This is a genomic window from Pseudomonas sp. NPDC079367 (assembly GCF_044542195.1).
Classification (GTDB): domain Bacteria; phylum Pseudomonadota; class Gammaproteobacteria; order Pseudomonadales; family Pseudomonadaceae; genus Aquipseudomonas.
Genome location: NZ_JBITTW010000053.1, coordinates 12,130 through 34,947, shown reverse-complemented (window position 1 = coordinate 34,947; position 22,818 = coordinate 12,130). Strand labels below are relative to the sequence as shown.

Annotated in this window: 24 protein-coding genes; 12 read left to right on the top strand and 12 right to left on the bottom strand. The window is 61.5% G+C overall.

What is annotated here, in order from left to right; translation table 11 throughout:
- The 3 genes from fabA to ACIGDJ_RS26365 all read left to right on the top strand — a co-directional run.
- The coding region (gene fabA / locus ACIGDJ_RS26375) for a bifunctional 3-hydroxydecanoyl-ACP dehydratase/trans-2-decenoyl-ACP isomerase (protein ID WP_397504659.1) at window positions 1-352 on the top strand (352 nt) is incomplete at its 5' end.
- 11 nt (window positions 353-363) lie between these two features.
- On the top strand, window positions 364-1,584 hold the full coding sequence (gene fabB / locus ACIGDJ_RS26370; RefSeq protein ID WP_016773647.1) for a beta-ketoacyl-ACP synthase I: 1,221 nt from the start codon (window positions 364-366) through the stop codon (window positions 1,582-1,584).
- A 404-nt stretch (window positions 1,585-1,988) separates the two neighbouring features.
- Window positions 1,989-2,177: a hypothetical protein gene (locus ACIGDJ_RS26365; RefSeq protein WP_101156106.1), complete on the top strand. Its 189-nt coding sequence runs from the start codon at window positions 1,989-1,991 to the stop codon at window positions 2,175-2,177.
- Between the two features lie 68 nt (window positions 2,178-2,245).
- Here ACIGDJ_RS26365 and ACIGDJ_RS26360 read toward each other — a convergent pair whose 3' ends face one another.
- The 7 genes from ACIGDJ_RS26360 to ACIGDJ_RS26330 form a co-directional block, all read right to left on the bottom strand.
- The gene (locus tag ACIGDJ_RS26360) at window positions 2,246-2,788 is read right to left on the bottom strand and encodes a DUF2058 domain-containing protein (RefSeq protein WP_101156104.1); all 543 of its coding nucleotides are present in this window, start codon (window positions 2,786-2,788) and stop codon (window positions 2,246-2,248) included.
- Between the two features lie 26 nt (window positions 2,789-2,814).
- Entirely contained in the window at window positions 2,815-3,648 is an 834-nt protein-coding gene (gene mazG, locus ACIGDJ_RS26355; RefSeq protein ID WP_101156102.1) for a nucleoside triphosphate pyrophosphohydrolase, read from the bottom strand.
- Window positions 3,649-3,757: 109 nt separating this feature from the next.
- The gene (gene relA / locus ACIGDJ_RS26350; protein ID WP_039757831.1) at window positions 3,758-6,001 is read right to left on the bottom strand and encodes a GTP diphosphokinase; all 2,244 of its coding nucleotides are present in this window, start codon (window positions 5,999-6,001) and stop codon (window positions 3,758-3,760) included.
- A 101-nt stretch (window positions 6,002-6,102) separates the two neighbouring features.
- Entirely contained in the window at window positions 6,103-7,479 is a 1,377-nt protein-coding gene (rlmD, locus tag ACIGDJ_RS26345) for a 23S rRNA (uracil(1939)-C(5))-methyltransferase RlmD (protein ID WP_397479750.1), read from the bottom strand.
- Entirely contained in the window at window positions 7,479-8,381 is a 903-nt protein-coding gene (cysM, locus tag ACIGDJ_RS26340) for a cysteine synthase CysM (RefSeq protein ID WP_041479583.1), read from the bottom strand. Before cysM ends, rlmD begins: the two co-directional genes overlap by 1 nt.
- 234 nt (window positions 8,382-8,615) lie before the next feature.
- Window positions 8,616-10,040, bottom strand: a complete 1,425-nt coding sequence (locus tag ACIGDJ_RS26335; protein ID WP_397479751.1) for a histidine kinase sensor domain-containing protein — start codon at window positions 10,038-10,040, stop codon at window positions 8,616-8,618.
- A complete protein-coding gene (locus ACIGDJ_RS26330) occupies window positions 10,027-10,749 on the bottom strand; it encodes a response regulator transcription factor (RefSeq protein WP_101156094.1) in 723 nt (240 codons plus the stop codon). Before ACIGDJ_RS26330 ends, ACIGDJ_RS26335 begins: the two co-directional genes overlap by 14 nt.
- Before the next feature lie 206 nt (window positions 10,750-10,955).
- Here ACIGDJ_RS26330 and ACIGDJ_RS26325 point away from each other — a divergent pair, with 206 nt between their 5' ends.
- Both ACIGDJ_RS26325 and ACIGDJ_RS26320 read left to right on the top strand, forming a co-directional pair.
- Complete coding sequence (locus ACIGDJ_RS26325) at window positions 10,956-13,709, top strand: response regulator (RefSeq protein WP_397479761.1); 2,754 nt, start codon at window positions 10,956-10,958, stop codon at window positions 13,707-13,709.
- A gap of 81 nt (window positions 13,710-13,790) precedes the next feature.
- A complete protein-coding gene (locus ACIGDJ_RS26320) occupies window positions 13,791-14,780 on the top strand; it encodes a 2-hydroxyacid dehydrogenase (protein WP_397479752.1) in 990 nt (329 codons plus the stop codon).
- Between the two features lie 7 nt (window positions 14,781-14,787).
- On the opposite strand, the gene ACIGDJ_RS26315 is transcribed toward ACIGDJ_RS26320, so the two are convergent.
- A complete protein-coding gene (locus tag ACIGDJ_RS26315) occupies window positions 14,788-15,246 on the bottom strand; it encodes a hypothetical protein (protein WP_397479753.1) in 459 nt (152 codons plus the stop codon).
- Window positions 15,247-15,380: 134 nt separating this feature from the next.
- Here ACIGDJ_RS26315 and ACIGDJ_RS26310 point away from each other — a divergent pair, with 134 nt between their 5' ends.
- Together ACIGDJ_RS26310 and ACIGDJ_RS26305 are read left to right on the top strand one after the other, a co-directional pair.
- Complete coding sequence (locus ACIGDJ_RS26310) at window positions 15,381-15,815, top strand: hypothetical protein (protein WP_101156088.1); 435 nt, start codon at window positions 15,381-15,383, stop codon at window positions 15,813-15,815.
- A complete protein-coding gene (locus ACIGDJ_RS26305) occupies window positions 15,815-16,219 on the top strand; it encodes an META domain-containing protein (RefSeq protein WP_397479754.1) in 405 nt (134 codons plus the stop codon). Before ACIGDJ_RS26310 ends, ACIGDJ_RS26305 begins: the two co-directional genes overlap by 1 nt.
- A gap of 77 nt (window positions 16,220-16,296) precedes the next feature.
- Here the strand turns inward: ACIGDJ_RS26305 and ACIGDJ_RS26300 are convergent, their stop codons facing one another.
- Window positions 16,297-16,764: a TlpA disulfide reductase family protein gene (locus tag ACIGDJ_RS26300; protein ID WP_397479755.1), complete on the bottom strand. Its 468-nt coding sequence runs from the start codon at window positions 16,762-16,764 to the stop codon at window positions 16,297-16,299.
- Window positions 16,765-16,877: 113 nt separating this feature from the next.
- On the opposite strand from ACIGDJ_RS26300, the gene arsC reads away from it, so the two are divergent.
- From arsC to ACIGDJ_RS26285, 3 genes are read left to right on the top strand one after another with little or no spacing between them, the layout of a single operon-like run.
- Window positions 16,878-17,231, top strand: coding sequence for an arsenate reductase (glutaredoxin) (gene arsC, locus ACIGDJ_RS26295; RefSeq protein WP_101156083.1), 354 nt, complete (start codon window positions 16,878-16,880; stop codon window positions 17,229-17,231).
- Window positions 17,228-17,824, top strand: a complete 597-nt coding sequence (wrbA, locus tag ACIGDJ_RS26290) for an NAD(P)H:quinone oxidoreductase (protein ID WP_101156081.1) — start codon at window positions 17,228-17,230, stop codon at window positions 17,822-17,824. The genes arsC and wrbA overlap by 4 nt, the downstream gene beginning before the upstream one ends.
- Complete coding sequence (locus ACIGDJ_RS26285; protein WP_397479756.1) at window positions 17,824-18,249, top strand: DUF2069 domain-containing protein; 426 nt, start codon at window positions 17,824-17,826, stop codon at window positions 18,247-18,249. Before wrbA ends, ACIGDJ_RS26285 begins: the two co-directional genes overlap by 1 nt.
- 90 nt (window positions 18,250-18,339) lie before the next feature.
- On the opposite strand, the gene ACIGDJ_RS26280 is transcribed toward ACIGDJ_RS26285, so the two are convergent.
- Both ACIGDJ_RS26280 and ttcA read right to left on the bottom strand, forming a co-directional pair.
- Window positions 18,340-19,014, bottom strand: a complete 675-nt coding sequence (locus tag ACIGDJ_RS26280; RefSeq protein ID WP_217862779.1) for a DNA-3-methyladenine glycosylase I — start codon at window positions 19,012-19,014, stop codon at window positions 18,340-18,342.
- A 133-nt stretch (window positions 19,015-19,147) separates the two neighbouring features.
- Window positions 19,148-19,972 (bottom strand): tRNA 2-thiocytidine(32) synthetase TtcA, encoded by an 825-nt coding sequence (gene ttcA / locus ACIGDJ_RS26275; protein ID WP_056788114.1) that lies wholly within the window; start codon window positions 19,970-19,972, stop codon window positions 19,148-19,150.
- Between the two features lie 287 nt (window positions 19,973-20,259).
- Here ttcA and ACIGDJ_RS26270 point away from each other — a divergent pair, with 287 nt between their 5' ends.
- Together ACIGDJ_RS26270 and ACIGDJ_RS26265 are read left to right on the top strand one after the other, a co-directional pair.
- Window positions 20,260-20,862, top strand: a complete 603-nt coding sequence (locus ACIGDJ_RS26270) for a Yip1 family protein (protein ID WP_016773629.1) — start codon at window positions 20,260-20,262, stop codon at window positions 20,860-20,862.
- Window positions 20,863-21,009: 147 nt separating this feature from the next.
- Window positions 21,010-21,504: a SprT family zinc-dependent metalloprotease gene (locus ACIGDJ_RS26265; protein WP_024013976.1), complete on the top strand. Its 495-nt coding sequence runs from the start codon at window positions 21,010-21,012 to the stop codon at window positions 21,502-21,504.
- A 109-nt stretch (window positions 21,505-21,613) separates the two neighbouring features.
- On the opposite strand, the gene ACIGDJ_RS26260 is transcribed toward ACIGDJ_RS26265, so the two are convergent.
- A complete protein-coding gene (locus ACIGDJ_RS26260) occupies window positions 21,614-22,795 on the bottom strand; it encodes a CaiB/BaiF CoA-transferase family protein (protein ID WP_130902448.1) in 1,182 nt (393 codons plus the stop codon).
- Window positions 22,796-22,818: the final 23 nt, after the last annotated feature.

The window sequence follows — 22,818 nt, the reverse complement described above, 5'->3', positions numbered from 1 at the left end:
CGCCGCGCTGGATATCAACCCTGACCTGTGGTTCTTCGCCTGCCATTTCGAAGGCGATCCGGTGATGCCGGGCTGCCTGGGTCTGGATGCCATGTGGCAACTGGTCGGTTTTTTCCTGGGCTGGCAAGGCCTGCCGGGGCGCGGTCGTGCGCTGGGTTCGGGCGAGGTGAAATTCTTCGGTCAGGTGCTGCCGACCGCCAAGAAAGTCACTTACAACATTCATATCAAACGCGTCCTCAAGGGCAAGCTGAACATGGCCATCGCCGATGGTTCGGTCAGCGTCGACGGACGCGAAATCTACACCGCCGAAGGCCTGCGCGTCGGCGTGTTCACCTCCACTGACAACTTCTAAGGGTTATTCGCATGCGCCGCGTCGTTATCACTGGTCTGGGCATCGTTTCGTGCCTGGGCAATGACAAAGAGACCGTCTCCGCTAACCTCCGTGCAAGCCGCCCTGGCATCCGGTTCAACCCGGAATATGCTGAAATGGGTCTGCGTAGCCAGGTTTCCGGCTCCATCGACCTCAACCTTGAAGAACTGATCGATCGCAAGATCTATCGCTTCGTCGGCCATGCAGCGGCTTACGCCTACCTGGCCATGAAAGACGCCATCACTGACTCCGGCCTGACCGAAGAGCAGGTGTCCAACCCGCGCACCGGCCTGATCGCCGGTTCCGGTGGCGCATCGACCTTGAACCAGATGGAAGCGCTGGACATCCTGCGCGAGAAAGGCGTGAAGCGCGTCGGCCCGTACCGCGTCACGCGGACCATGAGCAGCACCGTTTCCGCCTGCCTGGCCACGCCGTTCAAGATCAAGGGCCTGAACTATTCGATCGCTTCTGCCTGCGCCACCAGTGCTCACTGCATTGGTACCGCCATGGAACAGATCCAGATGGGCAAACAGGACATCGTCTTCGCCGGTGGCGGTGAAGAAGAGCACTGGAGCCAGTCGTTCCTGTTCGACGCGATGGGCGCCCTGTCCAGCAAGCGCAATGACACTCCGGAACAAGCTTCCCGCGCCTACGACAAGGACCGCGACGGTTTCGTCATCGCTGGCGGCGGCGGCATGGTTGTCGTCGAAGAGCTGGAACATGCTTTGGCCCGCGGCGCGAAGATCTACGCCGAGATCGTTGGCTATGGCGCAACGTCCGACGGCTACGACATGGTTGCCCCGAGCGGCGAAGGCGCGATCCGCTGCATGCAGCAGGCGCTGTCCACCGTCGACACCCCGATCGACTACCTGAACACCCACGGCACTTCGACTCCGGTCGGCGACGTCGCGGAAATGAAAGGCGTGCGTGAAGTGTTTGGCGACAAGGCTCCGGCGATCAGCTCGACCAAGAGCCTGTCCGGTCACTCCCTGGGCGCCGCCGGCGTGCACGAAGCGATCTACTGCATGCTGATGATGGAAGGCAACTTCATCGCCGGCTCCGCCAACATCGACGAGCTCGATCCGGAAGTGGCCGATCTGCCGGTGCTGACCAAGACCCGCGAGAACGCCACCATCAACACCGTGATGAGCAACAGCTTCGGCTTTGGCGGCACCAACGCCACGCTCGTACTGAAGCGCTGGGAAGGCAAGTAATTCCCCGCTGCTGAGCCACACATGAAAACGCCCCGACTGGTTCGGGGCGTTTTTTTGTCTGAAGAAAATAGCCAGAACACCGTTGAGCCCTGTACTGATCGTTCCCACGCTCTGCGTGGGAATGCAGCCCGTGACGCTCCGCGTCACTGGACGCGGAGCGTCCCTTGAGGCATTCCCACGCGGAGCATGGGAACGATCAATTCGGGGTGTCTGAAGATGAAACGTTTGTCATGAAACCAAACGCCCTGCGACCGAATGTCGCGGTTTACGCGGCCTGCAGCACTGTTGCGAAAACCGCAACAACACCCTGCGCCAATCGGCGGTTTACTTAGCTGGCTAACAAAACCTATAACAGAGTCCTGCACACGCCTTGGTGCAGATAACCTGAGATTTGGAGCTAGCAGATGACTGTAAAAGTAACTGAACGCGACGATTCACACATGTCCCACGAAGGCCTGGCCGCCGGCATCCGTATCTGGGATGTGCATCAACAAGACTTGCTGGTCGGCATGTTCCACAACGAAACAGATGCGCACAACTACAAGGCCGAACTGGAAGTGCAGGAACAGCAACGAGAGCTGAAGTCCGCCTGAGGCAACCACAGCATTGAAAACGACAAACCCCGCCATGAGCGGGGTTCGTCGTTGTTACAGCCTTGGATTTACCACATCAGATCGTCAGGGATCTGGTACGCCGCGTACGGATCGTCCTCGGCGTTGACCTCTTCGGTCTGCACGTTGAGCTGGACGATACGCTGCGGGTCGCGTTCCTGGATCTTCAGCGCCGCTTCACGGGGAATCACTTCATAGCCGCCATTGTGCTGGACGATCGCCAGCGAACCGCTGCTGAGCTTGTTGCGCATCAGCGTGTTGACCGAGATACGCTTGACCTTCTTGTCGTCGACAAAGTTGTAGTAGTCCTCGGTGGTCAGCTTGGGCAGACGCGAGACTTCGATCAACTGCTTGACCTGCGCGGCACGGGCCTTGGCCTCGGCTTTCTCCTGCTGCTGGCGGTTCAGCTCCTGGTCGCGCTTGACCTTCTCGGCCATGGCTTCCTGGGCGGCGCGCTGCTGCGAATCGTCCAGCTCGGCCTGGCCTTTGTGGGCGAGACGCTGCTGCTTTTGCTTGTCTTTGCTGACCTGTTTGGCCTGCTTTTGGTTGACCAGGCCTGCTTTAAGCAACTGGTCGCGAAGGGAAAGGCTCATCAATGCTTACTCACTTGGGCAACGGCTCAGCCGCAGCTGGGCTCATTCTTTTCCTGGCGTTTGGCTTCGCCCCACAGGGCGTCCAATTCTTCGAGGGTGCAATCTTCCATGGGACGGTGGGTGTCGCGCAATGCCTGTTCGATAAAACGGAAACGTCTCTCAAACTTGCCGTTGGCGCCGCGCAGGGCGGTTTCCGGATCGACCTTCAGATGCCGGGCCAGATTGACCACGGAAAACAGCAGATCGCCGATCTCGTCGGCCACCGCTACCGGATCGTTTTCCGACATGGCTTCGAGCACTTCATCGAGCTCTTCGCGCACCTTGTCGAGCACCGGCAAAGCGTCCGGCCAGTCGAAACCGACCTGCCCGGCGCGTTTTTGCAACTTGGCTGAGCGCGACAGTGCCGGCAACGTGGCCGGCACGTCGTCGAGCAAGGACAACTGCTCGGGCGCCGAGGCTTTCTCGGCGCGCTCTTCGGCCTTGATCTCTTCCCAGCGCTGCTTGACCTGTTCTTCGCTCAAGCGCGGCACGTCGAGCGGCGCGTAGAGATCGCCGGTGGGGAAGACGTGCGGATGGCGGCGGATCAGTTTGCGCGTGATGCTGTCGATCACCCCGGCAAATTCGAACCGCCCCTCTTCCTTGGCCAACTGGCTGTAATACACCACCTGAAACAACAGATCGCCCAACTCGCCCTGCAAATGATCAAGATCGCCACGCTCGATGGCATCCGCCACTTCATAGGCTTCTTCGAGAGTGTGCGCAACGATGGTCGCGTAGGTTTGCTTGATGTCCCATGGGCAACCGAACTGCGGATCGCGCAGGCGGGACATCAGGTGGAGCAGGTCTTCGAGTGAATACATAAAGGCCTCTATATACCCCTGTAGGAGCTGCCGAAGGCTGCGATCTTTTGATCTTGAAAAACCAAAGTCAAAAGATCGCAGCCTTCGGCAGCTCCTACAGGAGATCGCATCACGGAGTTCGGTTACGCCGCGTTTCGATGATGTTCGGCAATTGCGAAATCCGCCCCAGCAGCCGCCCGAGCGCATCCAGACCGGGAATCTCGATGGTCAGCGACATGAGCGCGGTGTTGTCTTCCTTGTTCGAGCGGGTGTTCACCGCCAGCACGTTGATGCGTTCGTTGAGCAGCACCTGCGAGACGTCACGCAGCAGCCCGGAACGGTCGTAGGCGCGGATGATGATGTCCACCGGATAGGTGAGCACTGGCACCGGCCCCCAACTGACCTGAATGATCCGCTCCGGCTCGCGCCCGCCCAGTTGCAGCACCGAGGCGCAGTCCTGACGGTGGATGCTCACGCCACGGCCCTGGGTGATGTAACCAACGATCGCATCGCCCGGCAGTGGCTGGCAGCAGCCGGCCATCTGCGTCATCAGGTTGCCGACGCCCTGGATCTGGATATCGCCGCGCTTGCCCGGTTTATAGCCGGTAGCTTTGCGCGGGATCAGTTCCAGCTGCTCGTTGCCGCGCTCCGGCTCGACCAGTTGCTGTGCGAGGTTGACCAGATGCGCCTGACGCAGGTCGCCGGCACCGAGGGCGGCGAACATGTCTTCGGCGGTTTTCATGTTGGCCTTTTCGGCCAGCTTGTCGAAATCCACCGCCGGCAGGCCGAGGCGATTGAGTTCGCGCTCGATCAGGGTTTTACCGGCCGCAACGTTCTGATCGCGAGCCTGCAACTTGAACCAGTGCACGATCTTCGCCCGTGCTCGCGAGGTGGTCACGTAACCGAGGTTGGGGTTCAGCCAGTCGCGGCTCGGCGTGCCGTGCTTGCTGGTGATGATCTCGACCTGCTCGCCGGTCTGCAGGCTATAGTTCAGCGGCACGATACGGCCGTTGATCTTCGCGCCTCGGCAGTTGTGGCCGATTTCGGTGTGTACCCGATAAGCGAAATCCAGCGGCGTCGCGCCTTTCGGCAAATCGATGGCGTGACCGTCGGGCGTGAAGATGTAAACCCGATCGGGCTCGATGTCGACGCGCAACTGCTCAGCCAGACCGCCGATGTCACCGAGTTCTTCGTGCCATTCGAGGACCTGACGCAGCCAGGAGATTTTCTCTTCGTAATGGTTCGAGCCGGATTTGACGTCGGTACCCTTGTAACGCCAGTGCGCACAGACGCCGAGTTCGGCTTCTTCGTGCATCGAATGGGTGCGGATCTGGACTTCGAGAACCTTGCCCTCCGGGCCGATCACCGCGGTGTGCAGCGAGCGGTAGCCGTTCTCTTTCGGGTTGGCGATGTAGTCGTCGAATTCTTTCGGGATGTGCCGCCACAGGGTATGGACGATGCCGAGCGCGGTGTAGCAATCGCGCATTTCGGGTACCAGCACACGCACGGCGCGCACGTCGTAGATCTGGCTGAATTCCAGACCCTTGCGCTGCATTTTGCGCCAGATCGAATAGATGTGTTTGGCCCGGCCGCTGATGTCGGCATCGACGCCGGTAGCCTGCAGTTCGTCCTTGAGCTGGGTCATCACGTCGCTGATGAAGCGCTCGCGATCCAGCCGCCGCTCGTGGAGCAACTTGGCGATCTGCTTGTATTGATCGGGTTCGAGATAGCGGAAGGACAAGTCCTCCAGCTCCCATTTGATATGGCCGATGCCGAGGCGATGCGCCAGCGGCGCATAGATGTCGAAGACTTCGCGGGCGACGCGGTTGCGCTTTTCATCGTCGGCGGTTTTCACCGCACGGATGGCGCAGGTGCGTTCGGCGAGTTTGATCAGCGCGACGCGAACGTCGTCGACCATGGCAACGAGCATCTTGCGCAGGTTCTCGACCTGCCCTTGCGTGCCCATGACCATTGACTGGCGCGGGCTGAGGCTGGCGCTGATCGCCGCCATGCGCTGCACGCCGTCGATCAGCTTGGCCACCACCGGGCCGAAGCGCTGGCCGACTGCCGCCAGTTCGATCTGGCCCTCGCGCACGCCGCGATACAAAACGGCGGCGACCAGTGAATCCTGATCGAGCTTGAGGTCGGCGAGGATCTCGGCGATTTCCAGCCCGGTGCTGAAACTTCCGGAGCCTTCGGCCCACAGATTCTTCTTCGCGTTGGACTGTTGTTCGGCCTCGCGAGCGAACTCGCAGGCTTCTTTCAAGGCCTCGCGATCCAGTGCCAGATCGACACTGACCGCGTGATCGAGCCAGGCCTCGAGATTGATACTGCCGTCGGTATTGATCGGCTGGTGTGCTCTCACCTGTACCATGCTGCTTTACCTTCCCTACGACGCAGATTCAATGCGTCAAATCGCTGATCCTCAGTGTCCGTTCGCGCTCGCGGGGCTCAGGCGAGCGCTGCGCGGACAGATCAGACGGATTCAGACGAGCCGTCCTGGCTCGCTTCAAATAACGCCATGGCCTCGACATGTGCCGTCTGAGGAAACATATCGAGAATCCCGGCACGTTTTAACCGGTAGCCCTGCTTGATCAATTCCTGCGTGTCGCGCGCCAGCGTGGCCGGGTTGCACGACACATACACCAACCGCTTGGCACCCAGGGTCGCGAGCTTGCGCACCACCTCGAAAGCACCGTCACGCGGTGGGTCCAAGAGTACCGCAGAAAAGCCGTTTCCGATCCACTGGGCATCGGTCAAAGGCTGGGATAAATCGGCTTGAAAAAACTTTGTGTTATGCAAATTGTTACTGATGGCGTTGGCAGCGGCCCGCTCGACCATGGTCTGCACACCCTCCACCGCCACCACTTCGCCCACGCTTTTGGCCAGCGGTAGCGCGAAGTTTCCCAGCCCGCAAAACAGATCAAGCACGCGTTCATCCGCCCTCGGCTTCAGCCAGTCCAGCGCCTGCGCGATCATCGTTTCGTTGACCCCGGCGTTGACCTGAACGAAGTCTCCCGGCCGATAAGCCAGCTCGAGACCCCACTGTTCCAGGCGATAACCGAGGCTCTGACCGGCCTCGACCGGTTGCGGTTCACCTTCGCCATGCAGCCACAACTGCGCCTCATGGAACTGGCAAAAATCCTTGAGTATCGCCAGGTCCGCTTCGGACAACGGCGCCATGTGCCGCAGCAATACCGCCAGTGACGAACCGCTGAACAACTCGACATGGCCCAGCGCCTGCGGCTTGCTCAGGCGCCGCAGCATCTGCGGCAAACGGCTCATGATCGGTTGCAAGGGCTGTACCAGCACCGGGCATTCGCTGATCGCGACGATGTCCTGACTGCCGGCGGCGCGAAAACCGACTTCAAGTTGTTTCGCTTTCATGTCCCAGCGCACGGCGATGCGCGCGCGACGACGGTAGCCGAATTCCGGACCGGTCAGCGGCGCTGCCCACGCTTCAGGTTCGACACCGGCTACCCGCGACAATTGCTCGGCGAGCATGCGCTGTTTGAGGGCGAGCTGTTCGGCGTGGGGCAAGTGCTGAACGCTGCAACCGCCACAACGGCCGAAGTGCGCGCACGCAGCCGGACGACGCAGCTCGCTGGCAGTGAATACCCGTTCGGTACGCGCTTCGACCACTTTGCCGTGGGCGCCAAGCACCCGCGCTTCGACCTCCTCACCGGCAAGGGCACCGAGGACGAACCAGGTCTTGCCTTCGAAAAACGCGATACCGCGACCGTCATTGGCCAGGCGCTCGATGCTCAAGCGCTGCTTTTTGCCGGTCGGGATCTGTGGCGCCTTGCTGCCGCCGGTGGGCTGGAAGCGCAGGCCTCTTTCGTGTTTGGCCATCAGTTGGGCGCGTCGAAAATGCCGGTCGACAGGTAACGGTCGCCACGGTCGCAGATGATCGCGACGATCACCGCGTTTTCAACTTCTCGGGACAGGCGCAGCATCGCTGCCACCGCACCGCCCGAGGACACGCCGCAAAAGATGCCTTCTTCGCGGGCCAGGCGACGGGTGACGTCTTCGGCCTCGCTTTGCGCCATGTCGACGATGCGGTCGACGCGGTCGGCCTGATAGATCTTCGGCAGGTATTCCTGCGGCCAGCGGCGGATGCCGGGAATGGCCGAGCCTTCCATCGGTTGCAGACCGACGATCTGCACGCTGTCGCTCTGCTCTTTGAGGTAGCGCGACACGCCCATGATGGTGCCGGTAGTGCCCATCGAACTGACGAAATGGGTGATGCTGCCCTGGGTCTGGCGCCAGATTTCCGGACCGGTGGTGGTGTAGTGCGCTTCCGGGTTGTCGCCATTGGCGAACTGATCGAGCACCTTGCCACGGCCTTCGGCTTCCATGCGCTGGGCCAGATCGCGGGCGCCTTCCATGCCCTCTTCCTGAGTGACCAGAATCAGCTCGGCACCGTAAGCGGTCATTGCCGCCTTGCGCTCGGCGCTGGAGTTGTCCGGCATGATCAGGATCATCTTGTAACCCTTGATCGCGGCGGCCATCGCCAGAGCGATACCGGTGTTGCCGGAGGTCGCCTCGATCAGCGTATCGCCGGGATTGATCTGCCCGCGCAGCTCGGCGCGGGTAATCATCGACAGCGCCGGCCGGTCCTTGACCGAACCCGCCGGGTTGTTCCCTTCGAGCTTGAGCAAAAGGGTGTTGCTGGTGGCGCCGGGCAGGCGCTGCAAACGCACCAGCGGCGTGTTGCCGACGCAATCGGCGATGGTTGGGTACTGCAGGGTCATGGCGTATTCGCAATCCAGACGTGCGGGGGCGCCTATCATACCGGCAAACCCGCGCAGGCCATATCACGCAAAGTGCGGTGCTTATGGTTTATGGGAATAAGCGAATAAAAGTCGCGCCAGTGGTGCGACTTTTATTTGCGCAACACTCAGTTCTCGTGGTGCTGCTTGGAATTCGCGAGCAGGCTCGCTCCCACAGGATTTAGTGTCAGCAGTGATGACACTATTAACGGTAGATCACACAGCCTGCGGCGAACCGAGCTCCATTGTGGGAGCAAGCCTGCTCGCGAAGGCGTCCGCATGGGCAACACCATCATCCGCCAACAAGCGCAAATTCAACCGCAACCCCGCCCCGGCATTCTCCGCCCAGAGCAACCCGCCCTGACGTTGCACCGCGTTGCGCGCAATGCTCAACCCCAGGCCAAAGCCACCATCACCGGGCCTTGACCCGTCCAATCGAATGAACGGCGAAAAGATCCGCTGCAGATCTTCGTCAGCCACGCCGCCGCCCTCATCCTCCAGCCACAAATGCCAATACTCGCCATCGCGCCGTCCATCGAGACGCACAATCCCGCCCTCGGGCGAGTGACGAATGGCATTGCGCAGGATGTTTTCCAGCGCTTGCGCCAAGGTATTGAGGTTGCCGCGCACCCAGCACGATGCCTCGACCGTGCACTGCAATTGCAGACTCGGCCAGCCGCTTTCATAACAGGCATTGTCGGTGAGCATTTCCCACAGCGCCTGAATCTGGATCGCTTCATCCGGCAACGGCGAGCGGTCGGTGTCGAGCCAGGCCAGTTGCAGGGTGTCTTCGACCAGCCGTTGCATGCCATCGACTTCGCGGCCGATGCGCTCGCGCAACTGCGCCAGGCTCTGTTCGCTGTCACTGGCCACGCGCAGGCGGCTCAGCGGTGTGCGCATTTCGTGGGACAAGTCACGCAATAACTGCTGCTGCAAGGCGACTGTGCTTTGCAGGCGCTCGGACATGGAATCGAAGGCCCGCGCCAGCTCACCGAGTTCATCCGGGCGCTGGGTCATGCCGCTCGACAGGCGCACGTTTAATTGGTCGGCGCGCCAGGCGTTGGCCTGTTCGCGCAGGTTGTTCAGCGGCACCACCAGCAGGCGATACAGGCCGACGCAAAGCAACAGGGTGAACAGCCCGGGAATGACGCCGTTGGTGATCACTCGCCAGAACACTCGGTACTTGCCCGGGACAAAGCGCTCGGGCAACTCGATGACGAGGATGCCGGCGGTCGGGTCATGGGGAAAGGGTACCCGCAGCCACGGCCGGCCCTTCTTGTGGATCGGCCAGTCGAGGCCGCGCAGGAAAGTCAGGTGTTGCACCTGCGCAGCGTTCAGCGGCTGGCTGCTCAGCGATTGCAGATCAGCGCCGATCACCCCGACCCAACTGGCCTCGCGTAATTGCATGCTCTGCAACCAGTCATCGACACCGTTGCGCCCGCCACGCTGCCACGCCTGTTCGGCCTGTGCGGCATATCGGTTGAGAGTGCTGCGCGCTTCGCTGGAGAGAAACTGGTTGCGCTCCTCCATGTAACGGCCCCACGACCAGCTCAGCCAGATCATCAGCAGACAGAACGCCACCAGCAGGCAGGCCAGTTTCCAGAACAGCGAATGCCGCCCCGGCAGCTCAGACAGCTTCATCAGCGGCGCTCAAGACATAGCCCTTGCCCCACACCGTGCGCACTTCGCATTCGGTGTAACCGATGGCTTTGAGTTTGCGGCGGATCTGGCTGATGTGCATGTCGAGGCTGCGGTCGTGCGCCGCAAAGCCGCGTTGCAGGACGTGCTGATAAAGGAAGGCTTTGCTCAGCACTTCTTCGTGGTTGCGGTGCAGGGTTTCCAGCAGACGGAATTCGCTGCGGGTCAGACCGGCCGCTTGCTCGCGCACGAACACGTCGCAGTGTTCGTCATCGAAACGCAAGCTGCCGCTGACCACCGCAGCGGTAACCGCAGGTGGGCGCTGATCAAGCGCCACCCGACGCAGGATCGCTTCGATGCGCACGTGCAACTCGGCCATGCTGAACGGCTTGGGCAAATAGTCATCGGCACCGAGGCGGAAACCGCTGATGCGATCGGCCTCGGCGCCCAGTGCCGACATCAGCAACACCGGCGTCGAGTGGCTCTGGCGCAGTTGCGTCAACAGCTTCAGGCCATCGAGCCCCGGCAGCAGAATGTCCATCAGCACCACGTCGAAAGGCTGGCGCCGGGCAATGTTCAGGCCTTCCTGGCCGTTCTGGCACCAGGTCACCTGAAAACCGCTGCGGCCCAGATGCTCGTGCACATAAGCGCCGAGAACCGGATCGTCTTCAATGGAAAGGATGCGTGGCTGGCCAGCGGAAACAGGAGTCATGAGTATCTGCAAGTAATTCTCAGTTGGCGGATTATTCAAGATTGTCCGACAGCGGGCAACACAAGCTTCGCCCCTCGGACGAACGCGTGCATGAGCGGCACTGCATTTTCCGCAAGATTGCCCGCCTGCAAATCGCTACACTGCGCCCATGTCGCGTGCCGGATGCACGCATGAGTCAACAGATCAGCGGGATGCGGGAGAAAGGCGTGCTCAAGAAACTGGGAATCAAAGGTCGCGTGCTGTTGCTGACCTTGTTGCCGACCAGCCTGATGGCGCTGGTGCTGGGTGGCTATTTCACCTGGACACAGCAGACCGACCTGCAGAGCCAATTGTTGCAGCGCGGCGAAATGATCGCCGAGCAACTGGCGCCGCTGGTGGCGCCGGCAATGGGCCACGGCGATGCCGAGCTGCTCGAACGGGTCGCCACCCAATCCCTTGAACAACCCGACGTGCGCGCGGTGACCTTCCTAGCTCCGGACCGTTCGCCGCTGGCCCACGCCGGGCCGACCATGCTCAATCAGGCGCCAAGCGGCGACAGCGCGCTGTTGCAACGACGCAGCGGCAATGACGCAACGCGCTACCTGATGCCGGTGTTCGGCAAGCACCGCAACCTCGCCGGTGAAATCATTCCCGAGGAATCCGAACGGTTGCTCGGCTGGGTCGAACTCGAGCTGTCGCACAACGGCATGCTGCTGCGCGGTTATCGCAGCCTGTTCGCCAGCCTGCTGCTGATCGCCGCTGGCCTTGCCGGCGCCGCCCTCCTCGCGCTGCGCATGGGCCGCACCATCAACCGCCCGTTGAGCCAGATCAAACAAGCCGTCGCGCAGCTCAAGGATGGACATCTGGAAACGCGCTTGCCGCCCCTCGGCAGCCAGGAGCTGGACGAACTGGCCTCGGGCATCAACCGCATGGCCGGCACCCTGCAGAACGCCCGCGAAGAGTTGCAGCACAGCGTCGATCAAGCCACCGAAGACGTCCGGCAGAATCTGGAAACCATCGAGATCCAGAACATCGAACTGGATCTGGCGCGCAAAGAGGCGTTGGAAGCCAGCCGGATCAAATCCGAATTCCTCGCCAACATGAGCCACGAGATCCGCACGCCGCTCAACGGCATTCTCGGTTTCACTCATCTACTGCAGAAAAGCGAACTGACCCCGCGCCAGCTCGACTATCTGGGCACTATCGAAAAGTCTGCCGACAGCCTGCTGGGGATCATCAACGAGATTCTCGACTTCTCGAAAATCGAGGCCGGCAAACTGGTGCTCGACCATATTCCGTTCAACCTGCGCGACCTGCTGCAGGACACCCTGACCATTCTCGCCCCGGCGGCGCACGCCAAGCAGCTCGAGCTGGTCAGCCTGGTCTATCGCGACACGCCGCTGTCGCTGGTTGGCGATCCGCTGCGCCTCAAACAGATCCTCACCAACCTGGTCAGCAATGCGATCAAGTTCACCCGCGAAGGCACCATCGTTGCCCGGGCGATGCTCGAAGACGAACACGAAGACAGCGTGCAACTGCGCATCAGTATTCAGGACACCGGCATCGGTTTGTCGAGCCAGGATGTGCGCGCGCTGTTCCAGGCCTTCAGTCAGGCCGACAATTCGCTGTCACGCCAGCCCGGCGGCACGGGTCTGGGGCTGGTGATTTCCAAGCGTCTGATTGAGCAGATGGGCGGCGAGATCGGCGTCGACAGTACCCCGGGCGAAGGCTCGGAATTCTGGATCAGCCTGAGTCTGCCGAAGACTCGCGACGATGCCGAAGACTTGCCCGCCGCGCCGCTGCTTGGGCGCCGCGTGGCGGTACTGGAAAATCACGAACTGGCGCGCCAGGCATTGCAACATCAGTTGGAAGACTGCGGGCTGGAAGTTACACCGTTCAATACCCTTGAAAGCCTGAGCAATGGCGTCACCGGCGCACATCAGACCGATCAGGCGATCGATCTGGCGGTGATCGGCGTCACCAGCAACGACATGCTTCCGGAACGCCTGAACCAGCACATCTGGGATCTTGAACATCTGGGCTGCAAAGTGCTGGTGCTGTGCCCGACCACCGAACAGACGCTGTTTCATCTGTCGGTGCCCAACCCGCACAGCCAGCTTCAAGCCAAACCGGCGTGTACGCGCAAGTTGCGCCGGGCGCTGGCTGATCTGGTCAATCCGCGCCAGCCGCGCAGCGAACCGGGCGAGCCGCTGTCCAGCCGTGCGCCGCGCGTGCTGTGTGTCGACGACAACCCGGCCAATCTGTTGCTGGTGCAGACCCTGCTCGAAGACATGGGTGCCCGAGTGCTCGCGGTAGAAAGTGGTTACGCGGCGGTCAAAGCCGTGCAAACCGAATCTTTCGATCTGGTGTTGATGGACGTGCAGATGCCGGGCATGGACGGTCGCCAGACCACCGAAACCATTCGCCAGTGGGAAAGCGAACGGCACTGCACACCGCTGCCGATCGTCGCCCTCACCGCCCACGCCATGGCCAACGAAAAACGCGCACTGCTGCAAAGCGGCATGGACGATTACCTGACCAAACCGATCAGCGAGCGGCAACTGGCGCAGGTGGTGTTGAAGTGGACCGGGCTGGCTCTGCGCAATCAGGCGCCGGAGCGCAGCGGCGACAGCGCGGCGAGTCAGCAGGAACTGCCGGTGCTCGATCACGAAGAAGGCTTGCGTCTGGCGGCGGGCAAGGCGGATCTGGCGGCGGACATGCTCGCCATGCTGCTGGCCTCGCTGGAGGCTGATCGCGAAGCGATCCGCGCTGCGCGTGAGAGCCACGACCTGAATGCCCTGCTCGAACGCGTGCACCGCTTGCACGGCGCAACCCGTTACTGCGGGGTGCCGCAACTGCGTGCGGCCTGCCAGCGCAGCGAAACCCTGCTCAAGCAGGACGACCCGAAAGCTGCTGTCGCGCTGGATGAACTGGAGCGTTCGATCAATCGGCTCGCAGCGCAGGCGCGCATCAACGCCTGATCTACGGCAGGGTACGGCGCGCGCAAAGCGCTACAGTTGTCGCGGGCCTTTGCGGCCCGCGTCGATGTCCCAGGAGGATTCATGCGCACGATCATTTTCAGCAGCCAGACCTACGACCGCGACAGCTTCCTCGCCGCCGACTGCCCGGCCGGGCTTGAATTGCACTTTCAAGCCGCTCGGCTCAGCCTCGATACGGCGGCGTTGGCCGAACGGCACGAAGTGGTCTGCGCCTTTATCAATGATGACCTCAGCGCCCCGGTGCTGGAGCGCCTCGCGGCTGGCGGCACGCGGCTGATTGCCCTGCGCTCGGCGGGCTACAACCATGTCGACTTGCCCGCGGCGAAACGCCTCGGCCTGGCGGTGGTGCGTGTGCCCGCCTACTCGCCGCACGCCGTTGCCGAACATGCGGTGGCGCTGATTCTCGCCCTCAATCGCCGTTTGCATCGCGCCTACAACCGCACCCGTGAAGGCGATTTCAGCCTGCATGGCCTGACCGGTTTCGATCTGGTCGGCAAGACCGTCGGCATCGTCGGCACCGGGCAGATCGGCGCAACGTTCGCGAAAATCATGCACGGCTTCGGCTGTGAGCTGCTGGCCTACGACCCGTATCCTAATCCCGAGGTGCTGGCGTTGGGCGCGCGCTATCTGAGCCTGCCGGAATTGCTCGCGCAGTCGCGGATCATCAGCCTGCATTGCCCGCTCAACGAGCAGAGCAAACACCTGATCAATCGCCAGTCACTGGCGCACATGGGGGCGGGGGCGATGCTGATCAATACCGGACGCGGTGGTCTGGTCGACACGCCGGCGCTGATCGACGCGCTGAAGGATGGTCAACTCGGGTATCTGGGGCTGGACGTTTATGAAGAAGAGGCGCAGCTGTTTTTCGAGGACCGCTCCGACCTGCCGCTGCAGGACGATGTGCTGGCGCGTCTGCTGACGTTTCCCAACGTGATCATCACCGCGCATCAGGCGTTTCTGACCCGCGAGGCGCTGGGTGCGATTGCCGCGACCACGCTGCATAACATCGCGACATGGGCGGCGGGTACGCCGCAGAACCAGGTCGAGGGCTGAACTGCCTTTACTTGGGCAGCGAAGACGCCAGGATCAGCAAACCCAGCCAGCCGAAACCGAGCAGGCGTTGTTTGCTGGAGTGGCCGCGGCGCAGCAGGAACCAGACGAAAAACGCCGGTAACAGAAACACCATGATTTTCAGCCAGCCTTCCACCGGGCGGCTGCCATCTGCGTTCAGCGGTTGCTGCTCCTCGCGGGCCTGTTCTGCAGCCTGCTGACGACGGCGACGCCCTGCCGCTGCCGGCATCACTTTCGGTAACGGCTCGGCCACTGGCGCCACAACCGCCTCGGGCACTGCCTTGTTGCGGGGCAGGCTGCCGAAGGAGATCGTCGAGGTCTGCGCCGCTGCCGCAGCTGGCTGCGCCTGCATGGCGACGTGTTCGGCCATCGGGGCGCCGCAGTGAATGCACGCCAGCGCTTCGGAACTGATGCTCCGCTTGCATTCATAACATTCGATCAGCGCCATGTTCCGTTCCTTCAGATTCGGGGGCCGGCAGTTTGCCATGACTGCCGGCCCATTTGAACCGGATCGAAGGTCGCACGCGCGCATCATTGTGCAATCGAGCCCGTGCTAGCATGTCGCGCATATTTGGAGGATCCATGGTCGAACACGATTTCCGCTACACCCTGATGAACCCGCAACACACCCTCACCGAATGCCGCGCCCTGGTTCCGGGCCGCTATCAGGTGACCGGCAACGGTGGCTCGATCCGCATCGGCGATGCCCTGTTGGTGACGCTCAAAGGCAGCAAGGATTTGTCCATGCGCCTGACCGTCGACACGGTCCGCCATTTGATCAATCCCCCAGGTCAATGGACCGCGATGACCACAGGCCCGGTGTTCGGCGAACTGGCCATTCACACCTGGCAAGTCAATTGCGACAGCTGCGCCAAAGCGCTGAGTTTTGAATTTGCCGTGGATGCCAAACTTGGCAAAACCGCAGAAAAACCCGCCGCCACCGCACGCATCGCCGAGCTGGGCTGGAAAGCCGTTGGCGACAAACACCTGTGCCCGAAATGCCAGGAGCCTGCGTGATGAAACGCCTCGCCCTGACCGCACTGATCGGTACCGGCCTGGCCGGTTGCGCCGCTGAGCCGGTGCAACTGCAGCACAACCGCAGCTACATTCTGGAATGGATCGGCGAGCGACCACTGATGGATTACAGCCATCTGACCGTGACCCTCGGCGACGACGGCCGCGCCTACGGCAATGGCGGCTGCAACCATTGGTTTGCGCCCTACACGCAGGACGGCGACAAGCTGACCTTCGGCAAGATCGGCAAGACCCGCAAGCTTTGCGCCCCGGCGTTGATGGAGCAGGAACAGCGATTCCTGCAGGCGCTGGAGAAGGTGCAGCGCTGGGACATTTCGCCCATCGAGCAGATACGCTTCTGGCCGGCTGAAGGCAAACCGTTGCGCTGGTGGCTCGAAGAGGGTTGAGCCTCATTAGCTGATCGCGATCGCTGTAACGATCGTTCCCACGCTCCTGAGTGGGAACGATCCTGCCCAACGACAGCCTATTTGGTCGCCTGCAGCGCCTCGAGTTTGGCCATCACCCCCGCCGCCGTCTGCTCGCCGAGCAATTGCTCACGCACTTTGCCCTTGTCATCGATGATGAATGTCACCGGCAGCGCCTCACTGCGCGGCAGGTCGAACAGCTCTGCCGGATCCTGCGCCAGCACGGTGAATTTGATGCCAAGCTTTTCGCTGGCTTCTTTCAGTTCTGCGCCCTGCACATTGTCGAAATTGACCCCGAACACCCCGACATTCTTGCTCTTGAGTTGATCAGCCAGCTGATTCAGCTCGGGAATCTCCGTGCGGCACGGGCCGCACCATTCGGCCCAGTAATTAAGCACCACCCATTGTTTGTCCAGACGCTCGGACGCAACCTTCTGGCCGTTCTGGTCGATCCCGTAGTCATTGCCGCAGCCCCCCAGCATCAACGCCCCGAGAATCGTCAATGCCGCTGCCAATCGCCGTGTCATGTCGTGTTCCTTGTGAAAATTCGAAAGCGCCTGCGACCCATCGCCTCTGACGGTTCTGGATTGCGCGCCGCACAGTTAGAATAGCCGCCACTTTACGCCAGAAGCGACCCGCCATGACCGATCTGACGCTTTATCACAATCCGCGCTGCTCGAAATCCCGCGGCGCGCTGGAACTGCTCGAAGCCCGCGGCTTGAGTCCGAATGTCGTGCGCTACCTGGAAACACCGCTCAATGCCGCGCAGATCAAGGCCCTGCTCGGCAAGCTCGGGATCAGCGCGCGGCAGCTGCTGCGCACCGGTGAAGAGGAATACAAAACCCTGAACCTGGCGGACGCCAGCCTCAGCGAGCAGCAATTGATAGACGCCATCGCCGCGCACCCGAAACTGCTGGAGCGGCCGATTCTTGAAGTCGGCGACAGAGCCGTCATCGGTCGTCCACCGGAAAACGTGCTGGAGTTGTTGCCATGAGCACGCCGTACATTCTGGTTCTTTATTACAGCCGCAGCGGTTCCACCAACGAGATGGCCCGGCAGATCGCCCGTGGCATCGAGCAGGCCGGAATGGAAGCGCGTCTGCGCACGGTGCCGGCGATTTCCACTGAATGCGAAGCGGTGGCTGCGGAGATTCCCGCTGAAGGCGCGCTCTACGCCAGCCTCGATGATCTGAAAAACTGCGCCGGCCTCGCGTTGGGCAGTCCGACCCGTTTCGGCAACATGGCCGCGCCGCTCAAGTACTTCCTCGATGGCACCAGCAACCTCTGGCTGACCGGCGCGCTGGTGGGTAAACCGGCCGGCGTGTTCACCTCTACCGCCAGCCTGCACGGCGGTCAGGAAACCACGCTGTTGTCGATGATGTTGCCGCTGTTGCATCACGGCATGCTCATCACCGGCCTGCCTTACAGCGAATCGGCACTGCTCGAAACCGCAGGTGGCGGCACGCCTTATGGCGCCAGCCATCACGCCGGTGCCGATGGCAAGAACGGTCTCGACCAGCACGAAGTGGCGCTGTGTCGCGCACTCGGTCTGCGCCTGGCGAAAACCGCGCAGAAACTGGTGGGCTGATGGCGAAGAAGCCGAAAGTCCTGCCCTCGGTGGCGTGGCTTGAGCCACGGGTCAAGGCGATGCGCGTGCTCAGCCTGCTGAGCTTTTTCGCCCTCGCCGGCTTGCTGGCCGCTTACTACCTGCTGTTCGCCGATCTGCATGGCGCGCGGCCGTGGGTGATTCTGCTGGTCGAGCTGATCCCGTGGCTGGTCCTCGCCCCGGCGATGATCATGGGCAGTGCCCGTGGCCATTCATGGATGTGTTTTGTGGTGAATCTGTATTTCATCAAAGGTGCACTGGCGGCGTACGACCCCAACCGACAGTTGTTCGGCCTGCTGGAAATGGCCGCGAGCCTGGCGGTGTTCTGCTCGGCGCTGCTGTATGTGCGCTGGCGCTATCAGCTCAATCGCAAGCTGGCGGGTGAGGGAGACGTCTCCGTCGCCTGAACTGGCGCCTTCGCGAGCAAGCCCGCTCCCACACGGGAACGCATTCCAGAATGTGGGAGCGGGCTTGCTCGCGAATGGGGCGATACGCTGTTAATGATTGACGGTATAGGCGAGCATCATCGAAATCTGGCTCATTGGCCGTCCGCCACTCTGTTCATGCCACTGGTTGAACGCGTTTTGCACCGTCGCCAGATCACGCAGGCTGGTCGGCACCTTGTCGACGATTTTCTGCGCATTCAACGCCGCCACCACGTCGTAACTCGGCACGAACGTGTCCTTGCCGACCATGCGCAAAAACCGTGGCGCCGACAGCCCGCCGAGTTGGTGGCCGTGCTTTTTCAGGTAGGTCCACAGGCCGACGATATCGGTCACCGGCCAGTCGGCGATCAGCGCGCCGAAGCTGCCCTTGTCCTTTTCCACATCAAGAATGAACTGCGCATTGCGCGGCACGCTTTTCAGCTTGCCGAGGTGGCGAATGATCCGCGCGTCCTGCATCAGGCGTTCAAGGTGTTCGGCGCTCATCAGCACGACTTTTTCCGGATCGAACTTGAAGAACACCTCTTCGAACGCCGGCCACTTGGCGTCGACCAGGCTGTGCTTGAGCCCGGCACGAAACACCCGCAGGGCCATGGTCGAGAGGTAACGGTCGTCGCGGATCTTGCGCAGTTGTGCGGGGGTCTTGGGGACGGGCAGATGGGCTTCCAGTTCAGCCGCCGAACCGAAACGGTTCAGACAGTATTCATGCAGCCACTTGTAATCGCGCATGCCCTCTCCTATTGAATGAAACAAAGAAACCAGTGTGGGAGCGGGCGTGCTCGCGAAGGCTGAGTGTCAGTCGAATTATCTATCGGCTGATACACCGTCTTCGCGAGCAAGCCCGCTCCCACCTGGAATGTGGTTACAGATTGACGACATTGACGAAACGCGAAGCCGCGGTCTCGTCGATCTTCAGGCTGGTGAAGTCGAACAGATTGCGGTCGGCCAGTTGCGACGGCACTACGTTCTGCAGGCTGCGGAAGATCGATTCGGTGCGGCCCGGGGTTTTGCGATCCCAGTCCTGGAGCATTTCCTTGACCACCTGGCGCTGCAGGTTTTCCTGCGAGCCGCAGAGGTTGCACGGGATGATCGGGAACTGCTTGAGGTCCGAGTAAGCTTGGATGTCCTTCTCGTTGCAGTACGCCAGCGGGCGGATGACCACATTGCGGCCATCGTCGGCGCGCAGTTTTGGTGGCATCGCTTTCAGGGTGCCGTTGAAGAACATGTTGAGGAAAAACGTTTCGACGATGTCGTCGCGGTGATGACCGAGGGCCATTTTCGTCGCGCCGATTTCGTCAGCGAAGGTGTACAGCGTGCCGCGACGCAGGCGCGAGCACAGCGAACAGGTGGTCTTGCCTTCCGGCACCAGTTCCTTGACCACCGAGTAAGTGTCCTTCTCGACGATGTGATACTCGATGCCCAGTTCTTTCAGGTAGGCCGGCAGCACGTGCTCGGGAAAGCCCGGCTGTTTCTGGTCCATGTTCACCGCGACGATGTCGAACTTGATCGGTGCAACCTTCTGCAGGTGCATCAGCACGTCAAGCATGGTGTAGCTGTCCTTGCCCCCGGACAGGCAGACCATGACCTTGTCGCCGTCTTCGATCATGTTGAAATCGGCGATCGCTTCGCCGGCCAGGCGGCGCAGGCGCTTTTGCAGTTTGTTCTGGTTGACCGTAAGAGTGCCCATGACGCGAAATCCGTGAGGTGTGACGAAAGGCCGGCATTTTACGCAAAAACCCCGGGTTTGTCGGCACAGGTTGTCGCCGTTCACGACGCGCACTCCACAGACCCCAAGGCGATTATCCACTCCGTTTACAGCGCGATTTGCTCTAAGCCCGGCATACCGGTGCGCTGGAGTCCTTTCTATACTGCGACATAAGGTCGCACACATCTGAAGACCTGTATTTGCTCGGCCATTTTGGCCCGTAGGCGCTCCGTTGGGGGGCGATGGCAATGACAAGAGGAGTGAATGGCATGATCCATCACGTAGTGGGACTGTTTACCCACCCCGATCAGGAATGGAAGGAGATCCGTGGCGACCAAGAGGAAAGCATCAGCCACATGTACCTGACGCACACGCTGATCCTGGCGGCGATCCCTGCGGTCTCGGCGTTCATCGGCACGACCCAGGTCGGTTGGGTGATCGGCAACCGCGCGCCGGTGATGCTCACGTTCGAAAGCGCGTTGTGGATGACCATCATGTCGTACCTGGCGATGCTCGGCGGGGTCGCGGTGATGGGCGCCTTCGTGCACTGGATGGCACGCACCTATGACGCCAATCCAAGCCTGGCCCGTTGCGTGGCGTTTGCCACATACACCGCGACACCGTTGTTCGTCGGCGGTCTGGCGGCGCTGTATCCGCACATGTGGCTGGGGATGATCGTCGGCACAGCGGCCATCTGCTACACGGTGTATCTGTTGTATGTCGGCCTGCCGACCTTCATGAACATCCCTTCGGATGAAGGTTTCCTGTTTTCCAGCTCGGTGCTCGCCGTCGGCCTGGTAGTGCTGGTGGCGATCATGGCGTTCACCGTGATTGTCTGGGGCCTGGGTGTCGGCCCGGTCTATACCAACTGACCTGTTTCCTGCCTGAGAAAAACAACATCTGCCAATACAGGCCGCCGCAAGGCGGCCTTCTCGTTGGGCAACGACCATTCGGCAGGTCGGCGATTCGCAAGTCGCCGGGGTTGCGGCATACTCGGCGTCTCTGGAGATCCATCAAGCATGCCCGAGCAACTCAATACCCGCGTCGAAGATTGTTACCAACTCGCTGAATCCTTTTTCAAACGCTCCTTCAAACGCCCCGTCGTCAGCCTCAAGCTGCGCGGGCAGAAAGCCGGTGTCGCGCATCTGCACGAGAACCTGCTGCGCTTCAACCCGCAGCTGTACCGGGAAAACACCGAGCACTTCCTCAAGCAGACCGTGGCACACGAAGTCGCTCACCTGATCGCTCATCAACTGTTCGGCGACCGCATCCAGCCCCATGGCGAGGAGTGGCAACTGATTATGCGCGGCGTCTACGAATTGCCGCCGGATCGCTGCCACACCTATGAAATCAAGCGGCGCAGCGTGACCCGCTATATCTACAAATGCCCGTGCCCCGACAGTGATTTCCCGTTTACCGCCCAGCGCCATGGTCTGGTGCGGCAAGGGCGGCGGTATCTGTGCCGGCGCTGCCGCAGTACGCTGGTGTTCAGTGGTGAGATGCGGGTGGAATAGTTGCTTTCTGCGGTGCCCTGACTGGCCCCTTCGCGAGCAGGCTCGCTCCCACAGGGGAATGCATTTCAATGTGGGAGCGAGCCTGCTCGCGAAGGCGGCGGCATGGGCGCTACAGAATCACCTTGGCCGAACGCAACTCGGCGATCCGCCCAGCACTCAAGCCCAGCTCCCCCAACACCTCATCCGTATGCTGCCCCAACCCGGCGCCAACATGCCTTGGCGCCGGCAACGCCTCAGAAAATTTCAACGGACAGGCCATCTGCGCCTGCGTCGTGCCATCTCCGCGCGGCACCTGCGTCACCAGCTTCCGCGCCTGCATTTGCGGATGGCGCAGCGCCTCGCCCAGACTCAATACCGGCTCGACACAGGCATCGACCCCGGCGAACAACTCACACAGTTCTGCAAAATCATGCCGTTCGAATTCGATCCGCAACGCCTCTTTCAAGGCCTGTTGTTGCTCAGGCCTGGGCGACAACCCGTGCGCCGCCAGTTCCGGCCGGCCCAGCGCCGTGCACAATTGCTGCATGAAGGCCGGCTCCAGACTGCCCACCGACATCCAGCGCCCATCCCGGGTACGGTAATAATCGTAAAAGCTGCCGCCATTAAGCATCTGGTCTTCCCGGCCCGGTTCCACGCCGCAGGCCAGATAGCCAGCGCCGGCCATGGCGTTCAGGCTGAACGCGCAGTCGGTCATGCTCACATCCAGATGGGTGCCCTGCCCGGTTTGCTGACGGGCAATCACCGCTGCCAGCAAGCCGATCACGCCGTGTAGCGAGCCGCCCGCCACGTCCGCCACCTGCATGCCCAGCGGCAACGGCCCGCTGTCGGCACGTCCGGTGTAACTGGCGAGTCCCGCCAGCGCCAGATAGTTGATGTCATGCCCGGCGCGTTCCTTGTACGGCCCGGTCTGGCCGTAACCGCTGATCGACACATAAATCAGCTTTGGGTTGATCGCCTTCAATGCCTCATAACCCAGGCCCAGACGCTCCATCACCCCGGGGCGAAACTGCTCGAGCACGATGTCGTATTCACCCAGCAGTTGCTTGATGATCTGCAGCGCTTCGGGCTGTTTCAGATCCAGCGCCAGACTGCGCTTGTTGCGGTTGAGGTAGGCGTGACTGGCCGAGACACCGCCATCATGCGGCGGCAGCACCCGCAGCAGATCCATGCGGGTTGGCGATTCGATGCGCAGCACCTCGGCGCCCATGTCCGCCAGCAGCAACGAGGCGAACGGCCCCGGCAGCAAGGTCGAGAAATCGAGAATCTTCAGTGAGGCCAGCGGTGCAGACATGGGCGAACTCCTTGGGCGATGAA